Source organism: Limisphaera sp. VF-2, assembly GCF_049537125.1.
GTDB lineage: Bacteria > Verrucomicrobiota > Verrucomicrobiia > Limisphaerales > Limisphaeraceae > Limisphaera.
On record NZ_JBMVQY010000004.1, the window covers coordinates 332,577 to 350,799 of the forward strand.

Annotated in this window: 7 protein-coding genes and 2 pseudogenes; 5 read left to right on the plus strand and 4 right to left on the minus strand. The window is 65.1% G+C overall.

Features of this window, described 5'->3' with window-relative positions:
- Position 1: 1 nt before the first annotated feature.
- Complete coding sequence (glgP, locus tag ACPDIT_RS13110) at positions 2-2,203, minus strand: alpha-glucan family phosphorylase (protein WP_423444183.1); 2,202 nt, start codon at positions 2,201-2,203, stop codon at positions 2-4.
- A gap of 1,185 nt (positions 2,204-3,388) precedes the next feature.
- On the opposite strand from glgP, the gene ACPDIT_RS13115 reads away from it, so the two are divergent.
- The 5 genes and pseudogenes from ACPDIT_RS13115 (at position 3,389) to ACPDIT_RS13135 (ending at position 12,279) form a co-directional block, all read left to right on the plus strand.
- The gene (locus ACPDIT_RS13115; protein ID WP_423444185.1) at positions 3,389-5,431 is read left to right on the plus strand and encodes a sodium:solute symporter family transporter; all 2,043 of its coding nucleotides are present in this window, start codon (positions 3,389-3,391) and stop codon (positions 5,429-5,431) included.
- Between the two features lie 96 nt (positions 5,432-5,527).
- The gene (locus ACPDIT_RS13120) at positions 5,528-6,607 is read left to right on the plus strand and encodes an aldose epimerase family protein (protein ID WP_423444186.1); all 1,080 of its coding nucleotides are present in this window, start codon (positions 5,528-5,530) and stop codon (positions 6,605-6,607) included.
- Between the two features lie 87 nt (positions 6,608-6,694).
- Positions 6,695-7,864 (plus strand): galactokinase, encoded by a 1,170-nt coding sequence (gene galK, locus ACPDIT_RS13125; RefSeq protein WP_423444188.1) that lies wholly within the window; start codon positions 6,695-6,697, stop codon positions 7,862-7,864.
- 39 nt (positions 7,865-7,903) lie between these two features.
- Positions 7,904-8,950 (plus strand): annotated as a pseudogene (locus tag ACPDIT_RS13130) (UDP-glucose--hexose-1-phosphate uridylyltransferase); the annotation flags it as partial.
- A gap of 98 nt (positions 8,951-9,048) precedes the next feature.
- The gene (locus ACPDIT_RS13135; protein WP_423444190.1) at positions 9,049-12,279 is read left to right on the plus strand and encodes a glycoside hydrolase family 2 TIM barrel-domain containing protein; all 3,231 of its coding nucleotides are present in this window, start codon (positions 9,049-9,051) and stop codon (positions 12,277-12,279) included.
- A 99-nt stretch (positions 12,280-12,378) separates the two neighbouring features.
- On the opposite strand, the gene ACPDIT_RS13140 is transcribed toward ACPDIT_RS13135, so the two are convergent.
- The 3 genes and pseudogenes from ACPDIT_RS13140 to ACPDIT_RS13150 form a co-directional block, all read right to left on the minus strand.
- Positions 12,379-13,899, minus strand: coding sequence for an efflux transporter outer membrane subunit (locus tag ACPDIT_RS13140; protein WP_423444423.1), 1,521 nt, complete (start codon positions 13,897-13,899; stop codon positions 12,379-12,381).
- Positions 13,897-17,013 (minus strand): annotated as a pseudogene (locus tag ACPDIT_RS13145) (efflux RND transporter permease subunit); the annotation flags it as partial. The gene ACPDIT_RS13140 and the pseudogene ACPDIT_RS13145, both read right to left, overlap by 3 nt.
- A gap of 30 nt (positions 17,014-17,043) precedes the next feature.
- The gene (locus ACPDIT_RS13150) at positions 17,044-18,156 is read right to left on the minus strand and encodes an efflux RND transporter periplasmic adaptor subunit (RefSeq protein WP_423444192.1); all 1,113 of its coding nucleotides are present in this window, start codon (positions 18,154-18,156) and stop codon (positions 17,044-17,046) included.
- Positions 18,157-18,223: the final 67 nt, after the last annotated feature.

An 18,223-nucleotide genomic window follows, 5' to 3' on the forward strand; every position in this document is an offset into this window, starting at 1 on the left:
CTCAAGCCTGGCCGGATGCGGTCGCGGGCGCAGGAGAAGTTCGGGGGTGGGGACGGTCGGACGGCCGGAGGTAATACTTCTCCACGTACTCCTTGACCATGCGATCGGTGGTGAAGCGGGGCACCAGCGTGGCCATGGAACGTCGGATCCGTTGGATCCACTGCCGGGGGATGCCCTGGGCATCGCGTTGATAGAAGAGCGGGATGACTTCCTCGGAGAGCACCCGGTACAGGTTCTCGGCGTCGACGCGGTCCTGCTCTTCGACCGAGGAGGGGTGGGCGTCGGGGCCGATGGCGAATCCGTTGGTGCCGTCGTAGGCTTCGCGCCACCAGCCGTCCATGATGCTGAGGTTGAGGCATCCGTGACAGAGGGCTTTCATCCCGCTGGTGCCGCTGGCTTCGAGCGGCCGTCGCGGGGTGTTGAGCCAGACGTCGCAACCGGAAACCATCTGGCGGGCCACGTGGATGTCATAGTTTTCGATGAAGACGAGGTGGCCCTTGAGTTCACTGTACTTGCTCAGGTGGATGATGTGCTGGATGAAGCGTTTGCCCTCGTCATCCCGGGGGTGGGCCTTGCCGGCGAAGATGAATTGGACGGGTCGGGCCGGGTCTTTGACGAGTTGAACGATGTCATGGAAGCGTTGGAAAACCAGGGGTGCGCGTTTGTAGGTGGCGAAGCGACGGGCGAAGCCAATCGTCAGGGCGTCCGGGTTCAGGAGGTGGTCGAAGGTGATGAAGTCGGTTTGGGTGACGTGATGCTGTTGGAGCAGGAGGCGGCGTCGGGTGAACTCGATGAGTTCACGTCGGAGTTTGTAGCGGAGGGCCCAGAGCTCTTCGTCGGAGATGAAGTTGGGGTCCAGGAGGCGATTCCAGAATTCAGCCGAGTTGATGTAGGCTTCCCAGTGGTGGTGGTGTTCGGCCAGTCTGCGGCGCCAATAGGTGCGGAGGGTCCCTTTCATCCAACCCATGAGGTGGATGCCGTTGGTGATGTGGCCGATGGGGACCTGATCCACGGGCCGGTCGGGGTAGAGGGCATGCCACATGTGTCGGCTGACCCGGCCGTGGAGTTCGCTGACGGCGTTGGCGGCCCGGGAGAGCCGGAGGGCCAGGACGGTCATGCAGAAGGGCTCGTTGGGGTCATCGGGGTGCACCCGGCCGAGGGCCATGAGGCGCTCGGGCTCGAGGCGCAGCTCATCCAGGAAGAGGCGACCCGCGTAGCACAGCAGATCCCTGGAAAAGCGGTCGTGTCCGGCTTCGACCGGGGTGTGAGTGGTGAAGACGCATTCCTGTCGGGTGGCCTCGAGGGCGGCGTCGAAGGTCTGGCCGGCTGCCAGCTTTTCCCGCACCAGTTCGAGAGTCAGGAAAGCGGCGTGGCCCTCGTTCATGTGAAAGACGGAGGGTTGGATGCCCAGGGCCCGAAGCATCCGAACGCCGCCGACACCCAGCAGGATCTCCTGCATGATGCGCACCGAGCTGTCGCCCCCATAAACGCGGCGCGTCAGATCGCGGATGAACGTCTCGTTCTCCGGCAGATCGGTGTCGAGGAGGTAAAGCCGGACGCGTCCCACGTTGACCCGCCAGGCACGGACCCGGGCCAGGGACATGGCAATCCGCACGGTGACGATCACCGGTTCGCCCTTCGGATCCAACACGGGTTCGATGGGCAGGTGCCGGGGGTTGAGCAGGGAGTAGTACTCGGTCTGCCAGTTGTTGGCGTCGATGGCCTGCTGGAAATAGCCTTCGCGGTAGAAGAGGCTGACCCCCACCAGGCCCAGGCCGAGATCGCTAGCGGACTTCAGATGATCGCCGGCCAAGACCCCGAGTCCTCCTGCGGCGATGGGCAGGGTCTCGTGTAAGCCGAACTCGGCGCAAAAGTAAGCGATGGGACGCTGCGCGAACTGCGGGGCATGCTTGGCGGCCCAGGTGTTCTTTTGGTTCATGTACGCGTCGAAGGCCTGCAAGACCGCGCGGACCTGAGCGGCGAATTCGGGATCTTGGAGCCGGACGCGCAGTTCGTAGTCGGAAACCTCGCGCAAGACCGCCACGGCGTTGTGGAAGAGGTTTTGCCACCCGCGAGGGGTCAACTGGGCAAAGACATCCTGGGCGGCCTGGTCCCAGGTCCACCAGAGGTTGTAGGCCAGGCGGTTCAAGCCGGTGGCCAGCTCGGCCACGGCTTCTGGTCCCAACGGTTGCTTCGGTTCCATGCGCATCGTGAGCGGTTTCAAGATCTCCAGTTACCAGATGGAGCCGGACAATCGGGCTTCAACGGTAAGAGCTTGACGACCGACCAGCAAATCAAAATCCGGGGCCGAGCTGCGAAAAGCTTTTGACGAGACGGACTCTGGAGGATCCCGGCCAGGAGGGCACCCCAGAGAAGAAGTCCAGTACACGGTGTGCCAGCGGAAAGCCTGATCGGCTGCTCCCGATCAAGGCCCGCTTCTCGCTGGCCGGGCCGTCCGGGTCGGCGCGCGGATTCTCGTCGGTCTCTCCCGGGGGCCAGACACGGGTTCCGCGTTGCTCCGGGCGGTCGCAGCGGATGCCCGGCAACGCACGCCGGCGGGTCATTGGCTCGGTGGTGGTCTCGCGAAACTGCTCCTTGCATTCGCGCTGTTAAGCATCTCGTGAAGGCCGCGTTCCAACCTTGGGCGCGGAGAAGGTCACCCGCTTGCTGCGGTTGGACGGCAGGCACCGGGCGCACTGGGCCAGCGTGCCGCACGGCGAGTCGCGCCGGCTTGTGGGCTCGGCGCCGTGGGAACACTTGGGTCCAGCGAGCCCGCTTCAATGGCATGGGTGTTGGCTGCGGCTGCTCGCTTCCGCTTCCCCCGAGAACCCGGCCCGGAGGGAACCCGGCGAAGGTCCCGCGTCCGCGTAGACCGCGTGGTGGGGAGCGGCATCTTGGGCCAGATCCACGACGGACGGACACGTTGCCGAGCGCTTGTCACAGTTTGAACGGCGGCCAGAGCGTTGCCGAATGGGTGCAGGGTAGGCGAGGCCACCCCGCCGAGTGGGGATGACCGGATTTCTTCAAAAAAAGACATAAACATTCCCTTGCCCCGCGCTGTCGCCCCCCTAGAATGTGGGCCGGTTGTGGGGAGCAAACGGGCTGTACGGCCGGTCAAGCCCGACCGCCGGGGCTGGGGTGCCGGTCTGCAGTCCGGGCGCGCAGCGGGGTGGCCCGGACCAAGCCGGGCAGGCTCCAGCGGCTTTGCCAAGGAGGTATGGTTGAGGACTAACTGGTTCGGCGGGGGCGCCCACCCCTTCGGGCGCCCCCGCTTTCTTCAAGGCGGAGAGGAGGGCGCGGGCGAGACCCGGAAAACGCGCCGGATTGCCTCGCCCCGTGCCCACGCAGGACATGGGACCGGAGAAACATTGACAGCGAGGAATCGCCTATGAACGGGGCCTTCCAACTGACCTGGGTGGATATCGCCATTTTTCTGCTGTTTGTGGTGGCCGTGGTCGGCGTCGGCCTGTGGAAAAGCCGCCACGAGAAGGGGAGCGAGGATTACTTCTTGGCCGGTCGCGGTCTTCGCTGGTGGTTGATCGGTTTCTCCCTGATCGCAGCCAACATTTCGACCGAGCAGTTTGTGGGGATGAGTGGCAATGCCGCCAGCCACGTGGGCATGGCCATTGCCAGTTACGAGTGGATGGCCGCCATCACGCTCGTGGTGGTGGCGTTTGCGTTCCTCCCCTATTTCCTCCGGGCCGGGATTTACACCATGCCGGAGTTTCTCGAGTACCGCTATAACGCGACTGCGCGCACGATCATGGCCGTGGCCACGATTTTCATCTACATGCTCCTGCTGGGGGCTGTGACGTACTCGGGGGCCCTGACGATCAGCACGTTGGCGGGCCAGGCGGGCCAGTCTCTGACGCTGGCCACCGGATCGCTGATCATCGGGTTGATCGCGATGCTGTATGTCACGGCGGGGGGGCTCAAGGCATGCGCGTGGGCCGATTTGATTCAGGGGAGCGCACTGATCCTGGGAGGGGGCGTGATCATGTTCTTTGCCTTTCAGAAGTTGGGGATGGCCCAAGAGGCCGCCACGGTGGTCAGCCCGGAGACGGGTGCCGTGACCATGGTGGCTCTGGCACCGGATGCGGGGCCCTTGGAGCGGTTCCTGGAGTTGAACCGGCCGCGCCTGAACATGTTCCTTCCGGCCACGGACACCGTGTTGCCCTGGACGGCGCTGCTGTTGGGGTTGTGGATTCCCAATTTCTACTACTGGGGGTTGAACCAGTACATCACGCAGCGCACCCTGGGCTCGGCCTCCCTGGCGCAGGGGCAGAAAGGGATCGTGTTTGCTGCGTTCATGAAGTTGCTCATTCCGTTTGTAATCGTGATACCGGGTATCATTGCGTTCAACCTCTACAGTACCCAGATGCGTCTGGAGGCGGCGCGGGACACGGCGACCAGCCTCACCAAGTACATCAAGGCCAATCCCCAGACCCAGTATGTCCGGACGGCCGAGGCGCCCTCGGAGGCTGAAATCGCGGCCTGGCCCGCCGGGCGGTACCTGCTGGCGATCTATCCGGACGCGGAGAGTCTGCGCCGCGTGCGCGTCCAGAATCCATACGTGCTGCCCGTGGCCCGTCAGGATTTCGATCGGATCCAGCCGGACGCGTTTCAGGTGTTCACGACGGAGGATCATTCGTGGCGTGCGGTTCATGAGGGGCTGGCACAGGAACTGGACGCGTACAACGCGCGCGTGCAGGAAGCGGCCCGGGGCGCGGGTCGGGCGGTGACGGTCGAGAAACTCATCGCGTTCAAGTACGACACGGCGCTGGCTCAGCTGCTGGGGCACGTGCTTCCCCAGGGGGTGGGCCTGGTGGGATTTGTGATGGCGGCGCTGCTGGGCGCGGTGGTGAGCTCGCTGGCGGCGATGTTGAATGCGGCGTCGACCATTTTTGCCATGGACGTGTTCAAGAAGTTTCTCGCACCGGCGGCCAGCCAGGAGCGCGTGGTGTGGGTGGGCCGCGTGTCGGTGGTTGTATTCACCGTGATTGCGGTGTTGCTGGCGCCGCAACTGGGGAATCCGAAGATCAGCAACAGCATTTTCACGATCATTCAGGAGGGGCAGGGGTTCATTTCGCCCGGGATCCTGGCCGTGTTCGCGTTTGGGTTGGTGGTTCGGCGGGCGCCTCCGGTCTGCGGCGTGGCCGGGCTGTTGACGAACATCGCGGCCTACGGGTTGCTGAAGTTGCTGGTTCCCCAATTGCAGTTCCTGAACCGCATGGCGGTTTGCTTTGCGCTGTGTTTGGTGGTGATGAGCGTGATCACACTGCGGCGGCCCTTGGCCCAGCCGGTGGAATTCCGGCGCCAATCGACTCTCGCGCTCGAGAGCTCCCAGGGTGCGAAAGTGGCCGGGGCGATCGTGATCCTGCTCACGCTGTCGCTCTATGTGATCTTCAGCCCCTGGGGCTTGGCGCGGTGAGGGAGGTGCGACCTTGCGGGAAGGAAATGCAAGGGGCGGCTCCTCCCGGGTTGCCGCCGGGAGGGAGACGCATTGCGACCAAGGAGGTTGTGCCCGGTGAGTGAATTCGTCAGGGTGGAGCACTTCGGACGGCTGTCGGATGGCCGGAGCGTTCGCCGGTTTACGCTGGAGAACCGCCACGGTATGCGGGTGCGGGTGATCGATTACGGCACCATCATCACGGAAATCCATGTCCCGGATCGCCGCGGGCGTTTGTCCGATGTGGTGTTGGGGTTCGATCGGTTGGAGCCCTATCTGAAAAGGCACCCTTATTTTGGCTGTACGGTCGGCCGCTATACGAATCGCATTGCCGGGGCCCGGTTCGCTCTGGACGGCCGGGTTTATCAGTTGCCCCGGACCGAGGGATCGAATTGTCTGCATGGGGGCCGGCAGGGTTTTGACAAGGCCCTGTGGCGTGCGCGTGTGGTGGGACCGGCGGCGGTCCGGTTCGTCCACGTCAGCGAGGACGGAGACCAGGGGTTCCCCGGGCGGTTGCGCGTGGCGCTGACCCTGAGCCTGACCGCGGACAACGAGCTCCGGCTCGAGTATGTGGCGCGGACCAATGCGCCGACGGCCATCAACCTGACCAATCACACGTACTTCAATTTGGCCGGAGCGGGGGACATTCGCGGGCATCGCCTTCAGATTGCCGCCGATTTTTACACGCCGAAGGGACCGGACAACGTTCCCACGGGCGAAATCCGCTCCGTGGCGGGCACGCCTTTTGACTTTCGCAAGCTGACACCCGTAGGTGCCCGTTTTGACGAGATCGGGGAGAACCCGCCCGGCTACGATCACAACTTTGTGCTGCGCGGGGATCCGGCGGGATGGAACCATGGCGAGGTTTGGGGCGGGCGCCCCGATCGACCTGCCTTTTGTGCGCGGCTGGTGGAGCCGCGGTGCGGGCGCGTGTTGGAGGTCTGGACGACGGAGCCCGGGGTGCAGTTGTACACGGGGAACTGGCTCGACGGTACTCTGGTGGGCAAGCAGGGCTGGCGCTATGAACGGCACGCCGGACTGTGTTTGGAGACGCAGCATTTTCCGAACTCCGTGAACCTTCCCCATTTCCCAAGCACGATTCTGCGGCCGGGTCAGACGTACCGGCAGACGACGGTCTATCGCTTTTTGGCATTGTAACTCCCGGACCGTCCCGGCAACCGCCGGCGTGATCCGGTCGGGGCGGATCACCCGGGAGAAAGGAGAAACACACGGAGAGAGTCGCGCATGGAATTGGACGCATTGATCGAACAGACTCAAACGGCCTTTGCCCGGCGATACGGTCGGGCGCCGAAGTGGATGGCCGCGGCGCCGGGTCGGGTCAATCTCATCGGCGAACATACGGATTACAACGACGGCTACGTGTTCCCCATGGCGCTGGAGCGGTACACGATGGCTGCTGCCGCGCCCCGATCCGATGAAGTCTTTCATTGCGAAAGCGAGGAGCAGAAGGAGCCGGTGGAGGTCCGCCTGAACCAGCGGTTCCAGCCTCTGCCACGGGGTTCCTGGGGGAACTACCCACTGGGTGTTGTGGCGGGCTTTCGCGAGCGAGCCCTGCCGGTGCCGGGAATGGATGTCCTTGTGCATTCCAGCGTGCCCCTGGGCGGCGGCCTTTCCAGCAGTGCGGCCCTGGAGGTGGCCATCGCCACGCTCCTAGAGGCGGCGTGCGGTGTGCCGCTGGATCCTGTCGAAAAGGCGCTTTTGTGTCAGCGGGCGGAGCACGCGTATGCGGGGATGCCGTGCGGCATCATGGACCAGTTCATCGCCGTGTTGGCCCAGCGGGACCATGCGTTGTTGCTCGACTGTCGATCCCGTTCCTACGAGCAGGTTCCCATGCGGGATCCAGGGGTTTCGGTGCTCATCATCAACACGCAGGTGAAGCATGCACTTACCGGAAGCGAGTATCCGACGCGTCGCCGGCAATGCGAATCGGCGGCGGCGGCGCTGGGCGTGCCCGCGCTGCGGGATGTCACTCCGGCGCAACTGACCCTGGCCCGGGACCGGCTGGACCCGGTGGTGTATCGCCGGGCCCGGCACGTGGTGGGAGAAATCGAGCGCACGTTGCAGGCGGCCGAGGCGATGCGCCAGGGCGACTGGGAACGGGCGGGTCAGTTGATGTATGCCAGCCACGCGTCGCTGCGGGACGATTACGAGGTCAGTTGCCGGGAGCTGGACGTGGTCGTGGAAGCCGCCCGTGCGATCGGGGTGGAGGGGGGCGTTTTCGGCTGTCGCATGACCGGCGGCGGATTCGGGGGCTGTGCCGTGGCGCTGGTTCGCACGGAGGCGGTGCCCGCAGTCCAGGCGCGCTTGGAAGCCGAATACCAGCGTCAGACCGGGATTCGGCCGGCTCTGTTCGTGACCCGGCCCGGTCGAGGTGCGTGGGTGATCCGGGGCTGAGGGAATCCCCGGGGTGTGGACCGGACAGCACGCAAGGCGATGAACGCAGGACAGTTTCGCGCGGACGATCACCCGCATCGACGGTACGATCCATTGCTGGACCGCTGGGTTCTCGTGTCGCCGCACCGGACCAAGCGGCCTTGGCTGGGGCAAACCGAGCGACCGGCGGAGGAGCAGCGGCCCGCTTATGACCCGGGTTGCTACCTATGTCCCGGCAATCGCCGGGCCGGCGGCCAGGTCAATCCGCAGTACCGCGGGACGTTTGTGTTCACCAACGACTTTTCCGCGCTCTTGCCCCAGGTGCCGGGCGCCGAGGATGCCCCCGATCCGCTGCTCGCCTGTCAACCCGTCCGTGGCGAATGTCGAGTGCTTTGCTTTTCACCCCGACACGATTTGACGCTGGCCGAGATGTCCCTGGAAGGGATCCGGGCGGTGGTGGATTTGTGGGCGGAACAGGTTTCCGACCTGGGGCCGCGTTATACCTGGGTGCAGGTTTTCGAGAACAAGGGCGCGCTGATGGGTTGTTCCAATCCTCATCCCCACGGGCAGATTTGGGCGGGGGATTTCCTGCCGAACGAGCCGGCCCGGGAGGACCGTCAGCAGCGCCTCTGGTGGGAGCGGCACGGCGAGCCCTTGTTACTGGCTTACGCCCGGAGGGAGGTTGCCCTGGGGCAGCGGGTCGTGGCGGCCAACGCGCATTGGGTGGCCGTGGTGCCGTGGTGGGCCGTCTGGCCGTTTGAACTGCTGTTGCTGCCGTTGCGCCCGGTGCAGCGGTTGCCGGATCTGGATCCCGCGGAACGGACCTCGTTGGCCGAGGTGCTGCGCCTCATTCTCACCCGCTACGACAACCTTTTCGAGGTTTCCTTTCCCTACTCCATGGGCTGGCACGGGGCGCCCACGGGGACGTTGTGGGGGCAACCCCAGCCGCACTGGCAATTGCATGCGCATTTTTATCCCCCACTATTGCGCTCGGCAACGATCAGGAAATTCATGGTGGGGTATGAAATGTTGGCGGAGCCGCAACGCGACCTGACACCGGAACAGGCCGCAGCCCGGTTGCGGGCCGTGCCGGAAATCCATTACAAGCTCCGAAAGGCTGCCGCGAGCGCTGTGGTGCCGGGACAGCATCTGGAAACGCGCACTGCATCCGGGGTGCAGGAGGGCGGGGTATGAGGAAGCATTCCATGACGCGTTGGCTGGGCCTGAGCCTGGCGGTTGTCCAGCTTGGCGCAAGTCCCGGAATCCCCGCCGAGGAGGACCGCTGGGCGGATTTTGAGAATCCCCGGGTGACGGGGCGCAACCATTTAGCTCCGCGGGCGACGATGGTGATCTGTCCGGACCGGGCCACGGCGCTGCGGATCGGCCCGGTCTCCAATGCCGAAAGGATCAAATCCCCGTGGTACCGTTCGTTGAACGGCCGGTGGAAGTATCATTACGCATCGAATTACCTGGCGCGGATTCCCGGGTTTTGGCGGACCGACTTCGAGGATTCGACCTGGGCCACCATCCCCGTGCCGTCCAACGTGGAGATGCATGGCTACGGCATCCCCATCTATGTGAACATTCAGTATCCCTGGCCCGGGCCCTGGCAGCCCCCCAAGGTTCCGCGGGATGATCCCAACAACACCGTCAATCAGTACCGGCGCACATTCACCTTGCCCGCCTCGTGGTCGGGGCGGCGGGTGCTCCTGACCTTCGACGGGGTCAACAGCGGATTCCAAGTGTGGGTCAACGGGCATTGGGTGGGATTGGGGAAGGACAGTCGGACGCCGGTGGAATTTGACATCACCCCGTACGTGCGGCCCGGCCGGAACCTCCTGGCCGTGGAGAATTACCGGTGGTGCGACGGTTCCTGGTTGGAAGACCAGGATTTCTGGCGGCTGAGCGGCATCTTCCGGGACGTGTATCTCTGGTCGCCGCCGCCTCTCCATGTGCGGGACTTTGAAGTGCGGGCGGATCTGGACGCGTCGTTTCAAGGTGGGATTCTGAGCATCTCGGTGGAGGTGGAGAATCTCACGGGCCGGACGGCCGAGCCGTGGGTGGAGGCGGAATTGTTGGACGCCTCGGGACGCACCGTGGCCCGGGTGCAGGCCCGGCTGCGGGTCCCTCCGGACGGTCGCAGTCAACAGGCGTTTGCGGCGCACTCCGTTCCGCATGTCCAACCTTGGAGTGCGGAGACGCCTCATCTCTACAAACTGCTTCTCACGCTAAAAGACGAAAGTGGCCGGGTGATGGAGGTGATTCCCGCGAACGTGGGATTCCGCAGGGTGGAGATTCGGGACGGCAATCTGCTGGTCAACGGGCGACGCGTCTGGATCAAAGGGGTCAACCGTCACGAGCACGACCCGGACCGGGGCCAGGCCATCACGGTGGAGAGCATGGAGCGGGACATCCGGCTCATGAAGCAGTTCAACATCAACGCCGTGCGCACCAGCCATTATCCCAATCAACCGGCCTGGTACGACCTTTGCGACCGTTACGGCCTGTATGTAATCGACGAGGCCAACATCGAAAGCCACGGGATGGGTTATGGAGAGCGTTCATTGGCCCGCCCTCCGGAATGGCGCGAAGCCCATCTGGATCGCACCCGTCGGATGGTGGAACGCGACAAAAACCATCCCTCGGTGATCATTTGGTCCCTGGGAAACGAGGCGGGAGACGGGCCGAACTTCGAAGCGACCTCGGCCTGGATCAAACGGCGGGATCCCACCCGGCCGGTCCACTATGAGCAGGCGGGACGTCGTCCCCACACCGACATCGTGTGTCCGATGTACCCGCCGCCGCGGGAGCTTGCAGCCTACTCTTCGGAGCCACAGCAACGGCCCTTGATCATGTGCGAGTATTCCCATGCGATGGGGAACAGCAGTGGGAACCTGTGGCTGTATTGGGATCTGATTTACCATCGGCCGCATTTGCAGGGGGGATTCATCTGGGACTGGGTGGATCAGGGGCTCCGGCAGGAACAGGGCCCGCTGCCCAAGCCGGTGTTCCAACCGGTGCGGAAAGGGCATCCCACCTTTTGGGCTTATGGCGGGGACTTTGGCCCGCCCGGAACCCCGTCCGATCAGAACTTTTGTTGCAACGGGCTGGTGAGTCCGGACCGCGTGCCCCATCCGGGCTTGTACGAGGTCAAACACGTGTATCAACCGGTGCGGGTGCGCTTGGTGGACGGCAAGAAGCGCCGGATCGAGATATCCAACGGTTATAACTTCTTGCGGTTGGGAGAAGTTTTGCAGGGCCGGTGGCGATTGAGCGGGGACGGTGCGGTGCTGCAGTCGGGGATCATTCCGCCCTTGGAGATAGCGCCGGGCGAACGGCTGGAGTGGGAGGTTCCCGTGGCCCCATTCGGCCCGGAGCCGGGCGTGGAGTATTTCCTGGAGATCCGCTGGACTCTGGCGCGCAAGACGAGTTGGGCCCCCGCGGGACATGAAGTGGCCTGGGACCAATTCCTCCTCCCGGACAGCGCCCCGGCCGAGGTGCGCCGGCCGCAGGGGCGGGGCGTATTGGACTGGCACACCAACGAGGCCCACATTCAATTTGCAGGTCGGGACTTTGTCCTGAACTTCCGGCGGAGCGACGGCGCGCTGACATCCTGGCAATACCGGGGGCGTGAGCTGGTGGAGTCACCGTTGCGGCCCGATTTCTGGCGGGCGCCCACGGACAATGACCGGGGTCGGAACATGGAAGAGTCCCAGGGCATCTGGCGACGGGCTCACGAGAATCCCCGGGTCCTGGCCGTCACGGCGGACCTGGCCGGGGATGGACGAACGGGGGTGCTGCAGGCCCGTTGGTTTTTGCCCGCCGTGGAGGCCACGTGGGCAACGAGGTACACCATTCACGCCGACGGAGCCGTGGAGGTTGAAGCCTCATTCCAGCCCTCGCGCACCAACCTGCCGCCGCTGCCACGGTTGGGGATGCAAATGGTCCTGCCCATGGGTTATGATCGCATCGAATGGCTAGGCCCCGGTCCGCACGAAACCTATTGCGATCGCAAGGACGCGCGTGTCGGCCGGTATCGCGGCACGGTGCGGGCGCAGTTTTGTTATGATTACACCGAGCCGGGGGAAAGCGGGAACAAGGTGGAGGTCCGCTGGGTGGCGTTAACCGACCGCCGCGGCCGCGGGTTGTTGGTCACCGGCGATCCGTGGCTGAGCGTCAACGCCATGCACCACACGACGGACGACCTGCAGTCGGTTACGCATCCGTTCCAGCTCCCGCGGCGGGACTTCGTGGTGCTGAACCTGGACTGGAAACAGCAGGGCGTGGGGGGCGATGACAGCTGGGGCGCATGGCCGCATCCGCCGTTCCTGATTCCATGCCGGGCGCAGACATATCGGTTCCGGCTGGAACCGCTTGACTCCGGGCAGGACCCGGGACGGCTGGCTAGGAGCCGCCCGGCCAGCCCGCGGCCATGACAAGGGATCCTGCCGCGGCAGATTCAGCCGGGCCTGAGTCCAGTGGCGCCGTCCGGGAGGGCGCCCCGGCGCGCGGCCGGCCCGGGTCCCGTGAAGCGGTCAGCGATTGGAATCCGCGTGGGAGAGATTCTCGGATGAGGGCATGGGCAGGCCTTCCCACTCCCAGCCGCCGCCCAGCGCTTTGTACAAGGCCACACAGGCGGTCGCGAGACGGGTTTCGGCCCGAGCCAGTTGTTCCTCGAAATCGAGCCGCGTGCGCTGTGCGTCCAACACGGCAAGATACTCCACGACGCCGGCCCGATAGCGTTGCCCCGCCAGTTCGGCGGCCTGGCGGGCGGCTGCCGCGGCTGCGCGAAGATGGTCACGGCGGACCCGGGCCCGTCCCAGTTCGAGCAGGGCGCCTTCGGTTTCTTCCAGGGCCTGCAGGACCGTGCGTTCGTAGAGGGCCAGTTGAGCGTCGGCACGTGCGCGTGCGGCTTCCAGACGGGCGCGTACCCGACCCAGATCGAGAGCGGCCCAGGTGAGGCGGGGACCGAAGCCGTACGTGTCCGAGCCGGCCTCACCGAGCCCGGAGAGCGCACCGGCCTGCCAGCCGAGGCTGCCCACAAAGGTCACCCGAGGAAAAAGGTCTGCCGTGGCAACGCCGATGCGGGCGGTGGCCGCGGCCAGGGACCGCTCGGCGGCCTGAATATCGGGGCGACGCCGCAACAGCTCGGCCGGGTTACCGATGTGGACCAACGGGGGCACCTCGAGTAGCGGGCCCGGGGAAGCGAGATCGGGTTCCAATGCCTCCGGAGGTTGGCCGGTCAAAACGCTCAAGCGGTACAGCGTCCGGTGCACGGCGGTTTCCAGCGTCGGAATTGCCGCCAGGGTGGCCTCGTATTGGGCACGGGCCCGGGAGAGATCCAATTCGGTGGCGCGTCCGGCCTCGAGTTTGGCCCGGACGATCTCCAGACTCTCCGATTGCAGTCGTGCGTTTTGTTGGGCGACGCTCAGCTGGACCTGGAGGCCGCGGAGCTCGCAGTAATTCCGTGCCACCTCGGCCAGCAGGCTCAACAACACCTCGCGGCGGCCCGCCTCCACGGCGGCCACTTCAGCCCGGGCCGCTTCGACAGATCGCCGCACCCGGCCCCACAGATCGAGTTCCCAAAATGCGTCAAAGCCTGCTTCATAAAGTTCGGATTCGCGCCGGGGCCGGGGCACGCCGGGCATCGCGTCGGCACTGCGAACGCTTTTGGAGAATCCGCCGGCGGCTTGGACCGTGGGCAGCAGGTCGAGGTCGGTCATGCGGCGCAGGGCGCGGGCTTCGCGCAGGCGTGCCGTGGCCAGGCGGAGATCCGGGTTTCCGGTCACGGCTGCCTGGATGAGACGATCGAGAGTCGGATCGCGGAAATTGCGCCACCATGTCACGTCCACGGGGGCATGGGTGAACTGGGGTGCGTTCCCCTGCACAAAAGTCGAGGCCACCCGGGTTCGGGGGTGGGCGTAGTCGGGGCCCACGGTGCAACCGGTCAGGGCGAGGGCGCTGGCCGCGATGAGGGCCAGGAGACCGAGGGTAGCCCCCTCCGGCGTCAGTCCCGAGTTCGACGGCTGTCGGGGTCGGGTGGTTTCGCCTCGCAAACGGCGCAGGACGACGTAGAAGACCGGCGTGAGAAAGACGCCGAACACGGTAACTCCGAGCATGCCCCAGAACGTGGCCGTGCCGATGGCCCGGCGCAATTCACTGCCGGCGCCGGTGGCGATCATCAGGGGCAGGACTCCGAACGTGAAAGCCAGCGAGGTCATGAGGATCGGCCGCAGCCGCAATCGACTGGCCTCCAGGACGGCGTCAAAGCGATTGAGGCCCTTGTCCTGTAACTGGCGTGCGAATTCCACAATCAGCACCGCGTTCTTACAGGCCAACCCGAGCAGAACCACCAACCCGATCTGGGTGAAGAGGTTGTTGTCCATGCCGCGGGCCCAGACGGCCACGAGGGCGAACAGGAGGCTCAGGGGGGTGATCAGGATGATGGCAAGGGGCAGGGTCCAACTCTCGTATTGGGCCGCCAGGACGAGAAAGACCATGAGCACGCAAAGGGCGAAAATCCAGGCACCGGTTTTCCCCGCCAGGATTTCCAGGAGCGTCAGTTCCGTCCATTCGATCGCCATTCCCGGCGGGAGCAGCTGCTGGGCCAGAGACTCGAGAATGCGGATGGCCTGACTGGAACTGACTCCCGGTGCGGGTACGCCGCTCAGGTCTGCGCTGGGGTAGAGGTTGTAGTGGGACACGGTGGTGGGGCCGGTGGTGTCTCGCACGGTGATCACCGTTGCCAACGGCACCATCTCGCCGGCCAGGTTTCGGGTCTGCAAACGGAGGACGTTTTCAGGCCGGGCCCGAAAAGGTGCGTCGGCCTGGGCGACGACCTGGAAAGGACGCCCGAAGAGAGTGAAATCGTTCACGTACACCCCACCCAGAAAGACGGCCAGGGCCTCCCAGACGCCGGTCAGGGGCACTTGCATGCGCCTGGCCTTCTCGCGGTCCACTTCCAGTTGCACCTGGGGGACGTTGCCGCGGTAGGTGGTGATGACGTTCTGGAGGCGCGGGTTTTGGTTGGCGGCCCCCATGAGGGCAAAGGCGGCGGCCTGGAGTGCCTGCGGCCCGAGATGGGCGCGATCCTGGATCTGGAGTTTGAACCCGCCCACGGAACCCAGACCATCCACGGGAGGCAGATTGAAAGCCGCCACCATGCCCTCGCGGATGCCGGCGAACTTCGGCTGGAGTTCGGCCAGAATCTGGTGGCTGGTCCGGCCGGTCTGGCGGCGCTTCTCGAACGGCTCCAGGCGAATGATGAGCGTGGAGGCATTGGGTTGGCTTCCGAACGAAAGGATGGAGAAACCGTCCAGCTTCAGTACCGTTTGGACCCCCGGGGTGTCCTTGACCAGCTCGTAGACCCGGGAGCTGACTTCCCGGGTGCGATTCAGCGAGGCACCGTCGGGCAGTTGCAGGTAGCAGAAAAGGGTTCCCTTGTCCTGCACCGGGATGAATCCGGTGGGCACGGTGCGGAGGCCGATGGCGGTGAGCGCCAGCAGGCCCGCGTAGAGAATCAGCACCATTCCCCCGTGACGGATGACCAGTCCCAGGGCCCGGGAATAACCGGATCGGGTCCGATCGAACAGCCGGTTGAACCCGCGAAACAGCCAACCAATCGAGCCGTGGATCGCTCGGCTGAGCGGGTCGTTCTTTTGATGGTGCGGCTGTAAGAGCAGGGCGCAGAGGGCCGGGCTGAGCGTCAGCGCGACAAAGGCGGAAATCAGCGTCGAAACGGCAATGGTTAGGGCGAACTGCTGGTAGAACTTGCCCTGGATTCCCGGAAGGAACGCGGTGGGCAGAAAGACCGAGCTGAGGACCAGCGCGATGGCGATGACGGCGCCCCCGATCTCATCCATGGCGATTCGGGTGGCCTCCACCGGCGCCTTTCCTTCGGCGATGTGCCGTTCCACGTTTTCCACCACGACGATGGCATCATCCACCACGATGCCGATGGCCAGCACGAGGCCGAACAGGGTCAGGTTGTTGATGGAGAAACCGAGAGCGGCCATGACGGCGAACGTTCCGATCAGGGAGACCGGCACGGCAATCAGCGGAATGATCGAGGCCCGCCACGTTTGCAGAAACAGGATCACCACCCCGGTGACCAGAACCATCGCCTCCAGCAACGTTTTGAACACCTCGCGAATGGAAGCCCGAATGTACTCGGAATCGTCGCGAACAATGCGGTAGTCGAGGCCGGCGGGGAAGCGCTTTCGTAATTCGGCCATCGCGCGACGCACGGCGTCGGCGGTTTCAATGGTATTGGAACCCGGTTGCTGGAAGATGCCGAGGGCAATGGCGGGTTTGCCGTCGAGCCAGGCGCTCACATTGTAGTCCCGGGCGCCGAGCTCGACGCGGGCCACGTCGCGCAGGCGAATCATCCGGCCGGAGGGATCCGTGCGCAGAATGATGTTGCCGAACTCCTCCTCGGTCGCCAGCCGGCCCCGCACCTGCGCCACCAGTTGCAGTTGTGTGTCCGGAAGGTTGGGGGGTTGGCCGAACACGCCGCCGGCGACCTCCACGTTCTGCTCGCGAACCGCCGCCACCACGTCGCCCGCGGTCAACCCGTGTGCGGAAAGCTTTTCCGGATCCAGCCACAGGCGCATCGAGTAATCGCGGGCCGCGAAGACCCGCACGTCGCCCACGCCCGGCAATCGGGCCAGCACGTCCCTGACCTGCAAATAGGCGTAATTGCTCAGAAACACCTCATCCAGCTCGCCTGTGGGAGAGAACAAGGTCACGACCGCGGTCAGGCTGGGGGAACGCTTGCGGACTTCGATGCCCAGGCGGCGCACTTCTTCCGGCAGCCGGGGCAGGGCCAGCGCCACGCGATTTTGGACCTGAACCTGGGCCTGATCGATGTCCGTACCGACGTTGAAGGTGACCTGGATCACCAGGGAGCCGTCGGCAGAGGCTGCGGACGACATGTAGAGCATGTTTTCCACGCCGTTGATCTCCTGCTCGAGCGGCGTGGCCACCGTGGCCGCGACCGTATCGGCGCTGGCCCCGGGAAACCGGGCGCTTACGAACACCGTGGGCGGCGCCACCTCGGGAAAGGAGGCGATCGGAAGTTCCAAGAGCGCTAGGAGTCCCAGCAGAGTGATGAAAATCGACAGAACCGCGGCGAAAATGGGACGCCGAATGAAGAAGTGCGAGAATTTCATGGCGGCCAAACCTCCTCCGGAATGGATGGGCTACTGCGGCCCCGCCGCCGTGGACGCAGCCGACGGCCCGGGAGCAGCTGCCTCCGGACGGGCCACCTGCACCTGCATGCCGGGCCGCAGCATCAACAGCCCGCTGACGACGACTGCATCCCCGGGGCCGATCCCGGCCAACACGACCCGTTGGGCACCGTGGGCCCGGCCCAGTTGCACGGGCCGGGCTTCGACCACTCGCTGCTCATTGACCACGTACACGAATTTGCGCGTCTGCTCCGAAAGGATCGCGGCCTCCGGAACCAGAAGGGCGCCCTCGATGCGCTCCACCGGGATTCGGATTCGTGCGAACATGCCGGGCACCAACACCCGATCCGGGTTGGCAAGCACCGCGCGCAAGCGCAGGGTGCCCGTGGCCGGGTTGACCCGGTTGTCCACGAAATCGATCCGGCCGCGATGGGGAAAGCCGTCCTCGCCGGCCAGGCCCAGTTCGCAGGCCACTGCGGAGGCTCCCGGGTTCTCCAAACCGGGCAGAAGCCTTCGATAGCGTTGGAAAGCCGCTTCCGGGACATCGAAATACGCGTAGATCGGATCCAGGCTGACCAGTGTGGCCAGAAGAGTGCCGGGCATCTGCGTGCTGCCCTGGATCATGTTCCCCACCGTGACGAAGCGCCGGCCGATCTTGCCGTCGATGGGAGCCTCGATGCGGGTGTAGGTCAGGTTGAGTTCCGCGGCGGCCTCGGCGGCCCGGGCCGCGGCCAATGCGTCTTCCGCAGCTCGGGCCCCCTTGGTTCGGGCATCAAATTCCTCCTCGGAAATGGCCCGGTGTGCCCGCAGGGTACGGGCCCGTTCCAGATCGTTGCGGGCCAGCTCTGCCTGGGTTTCTGCGCGTCGCCGTTCGGCTTGGGCGCGTCGGAGTTCCGCCTCGTAGGGTCTGGGATCGATGACGAAGAGCAGATCCCCGCTGCGTACCTCGGCCCCGTCGGTGAAGTGAATCGACGCGAGATAGCCGGCCACTCGGGATCGAATCTCCACGGTTTCCACGGCCTCCAGGTGGCCCGGATATTCGTCCCAGTTGGTCACCGTGGCACGGGCGGGGTGGGCCACCGTCACGATGGGAATGCGGGGCGGAGGCGCGGGCGGTTGGCGCATGCAGGAGACCCACGGGGCCAGTGCTCCCGCCAGCGCGAGGGCGAACAACGGCCGGGCTCGGGCCGTG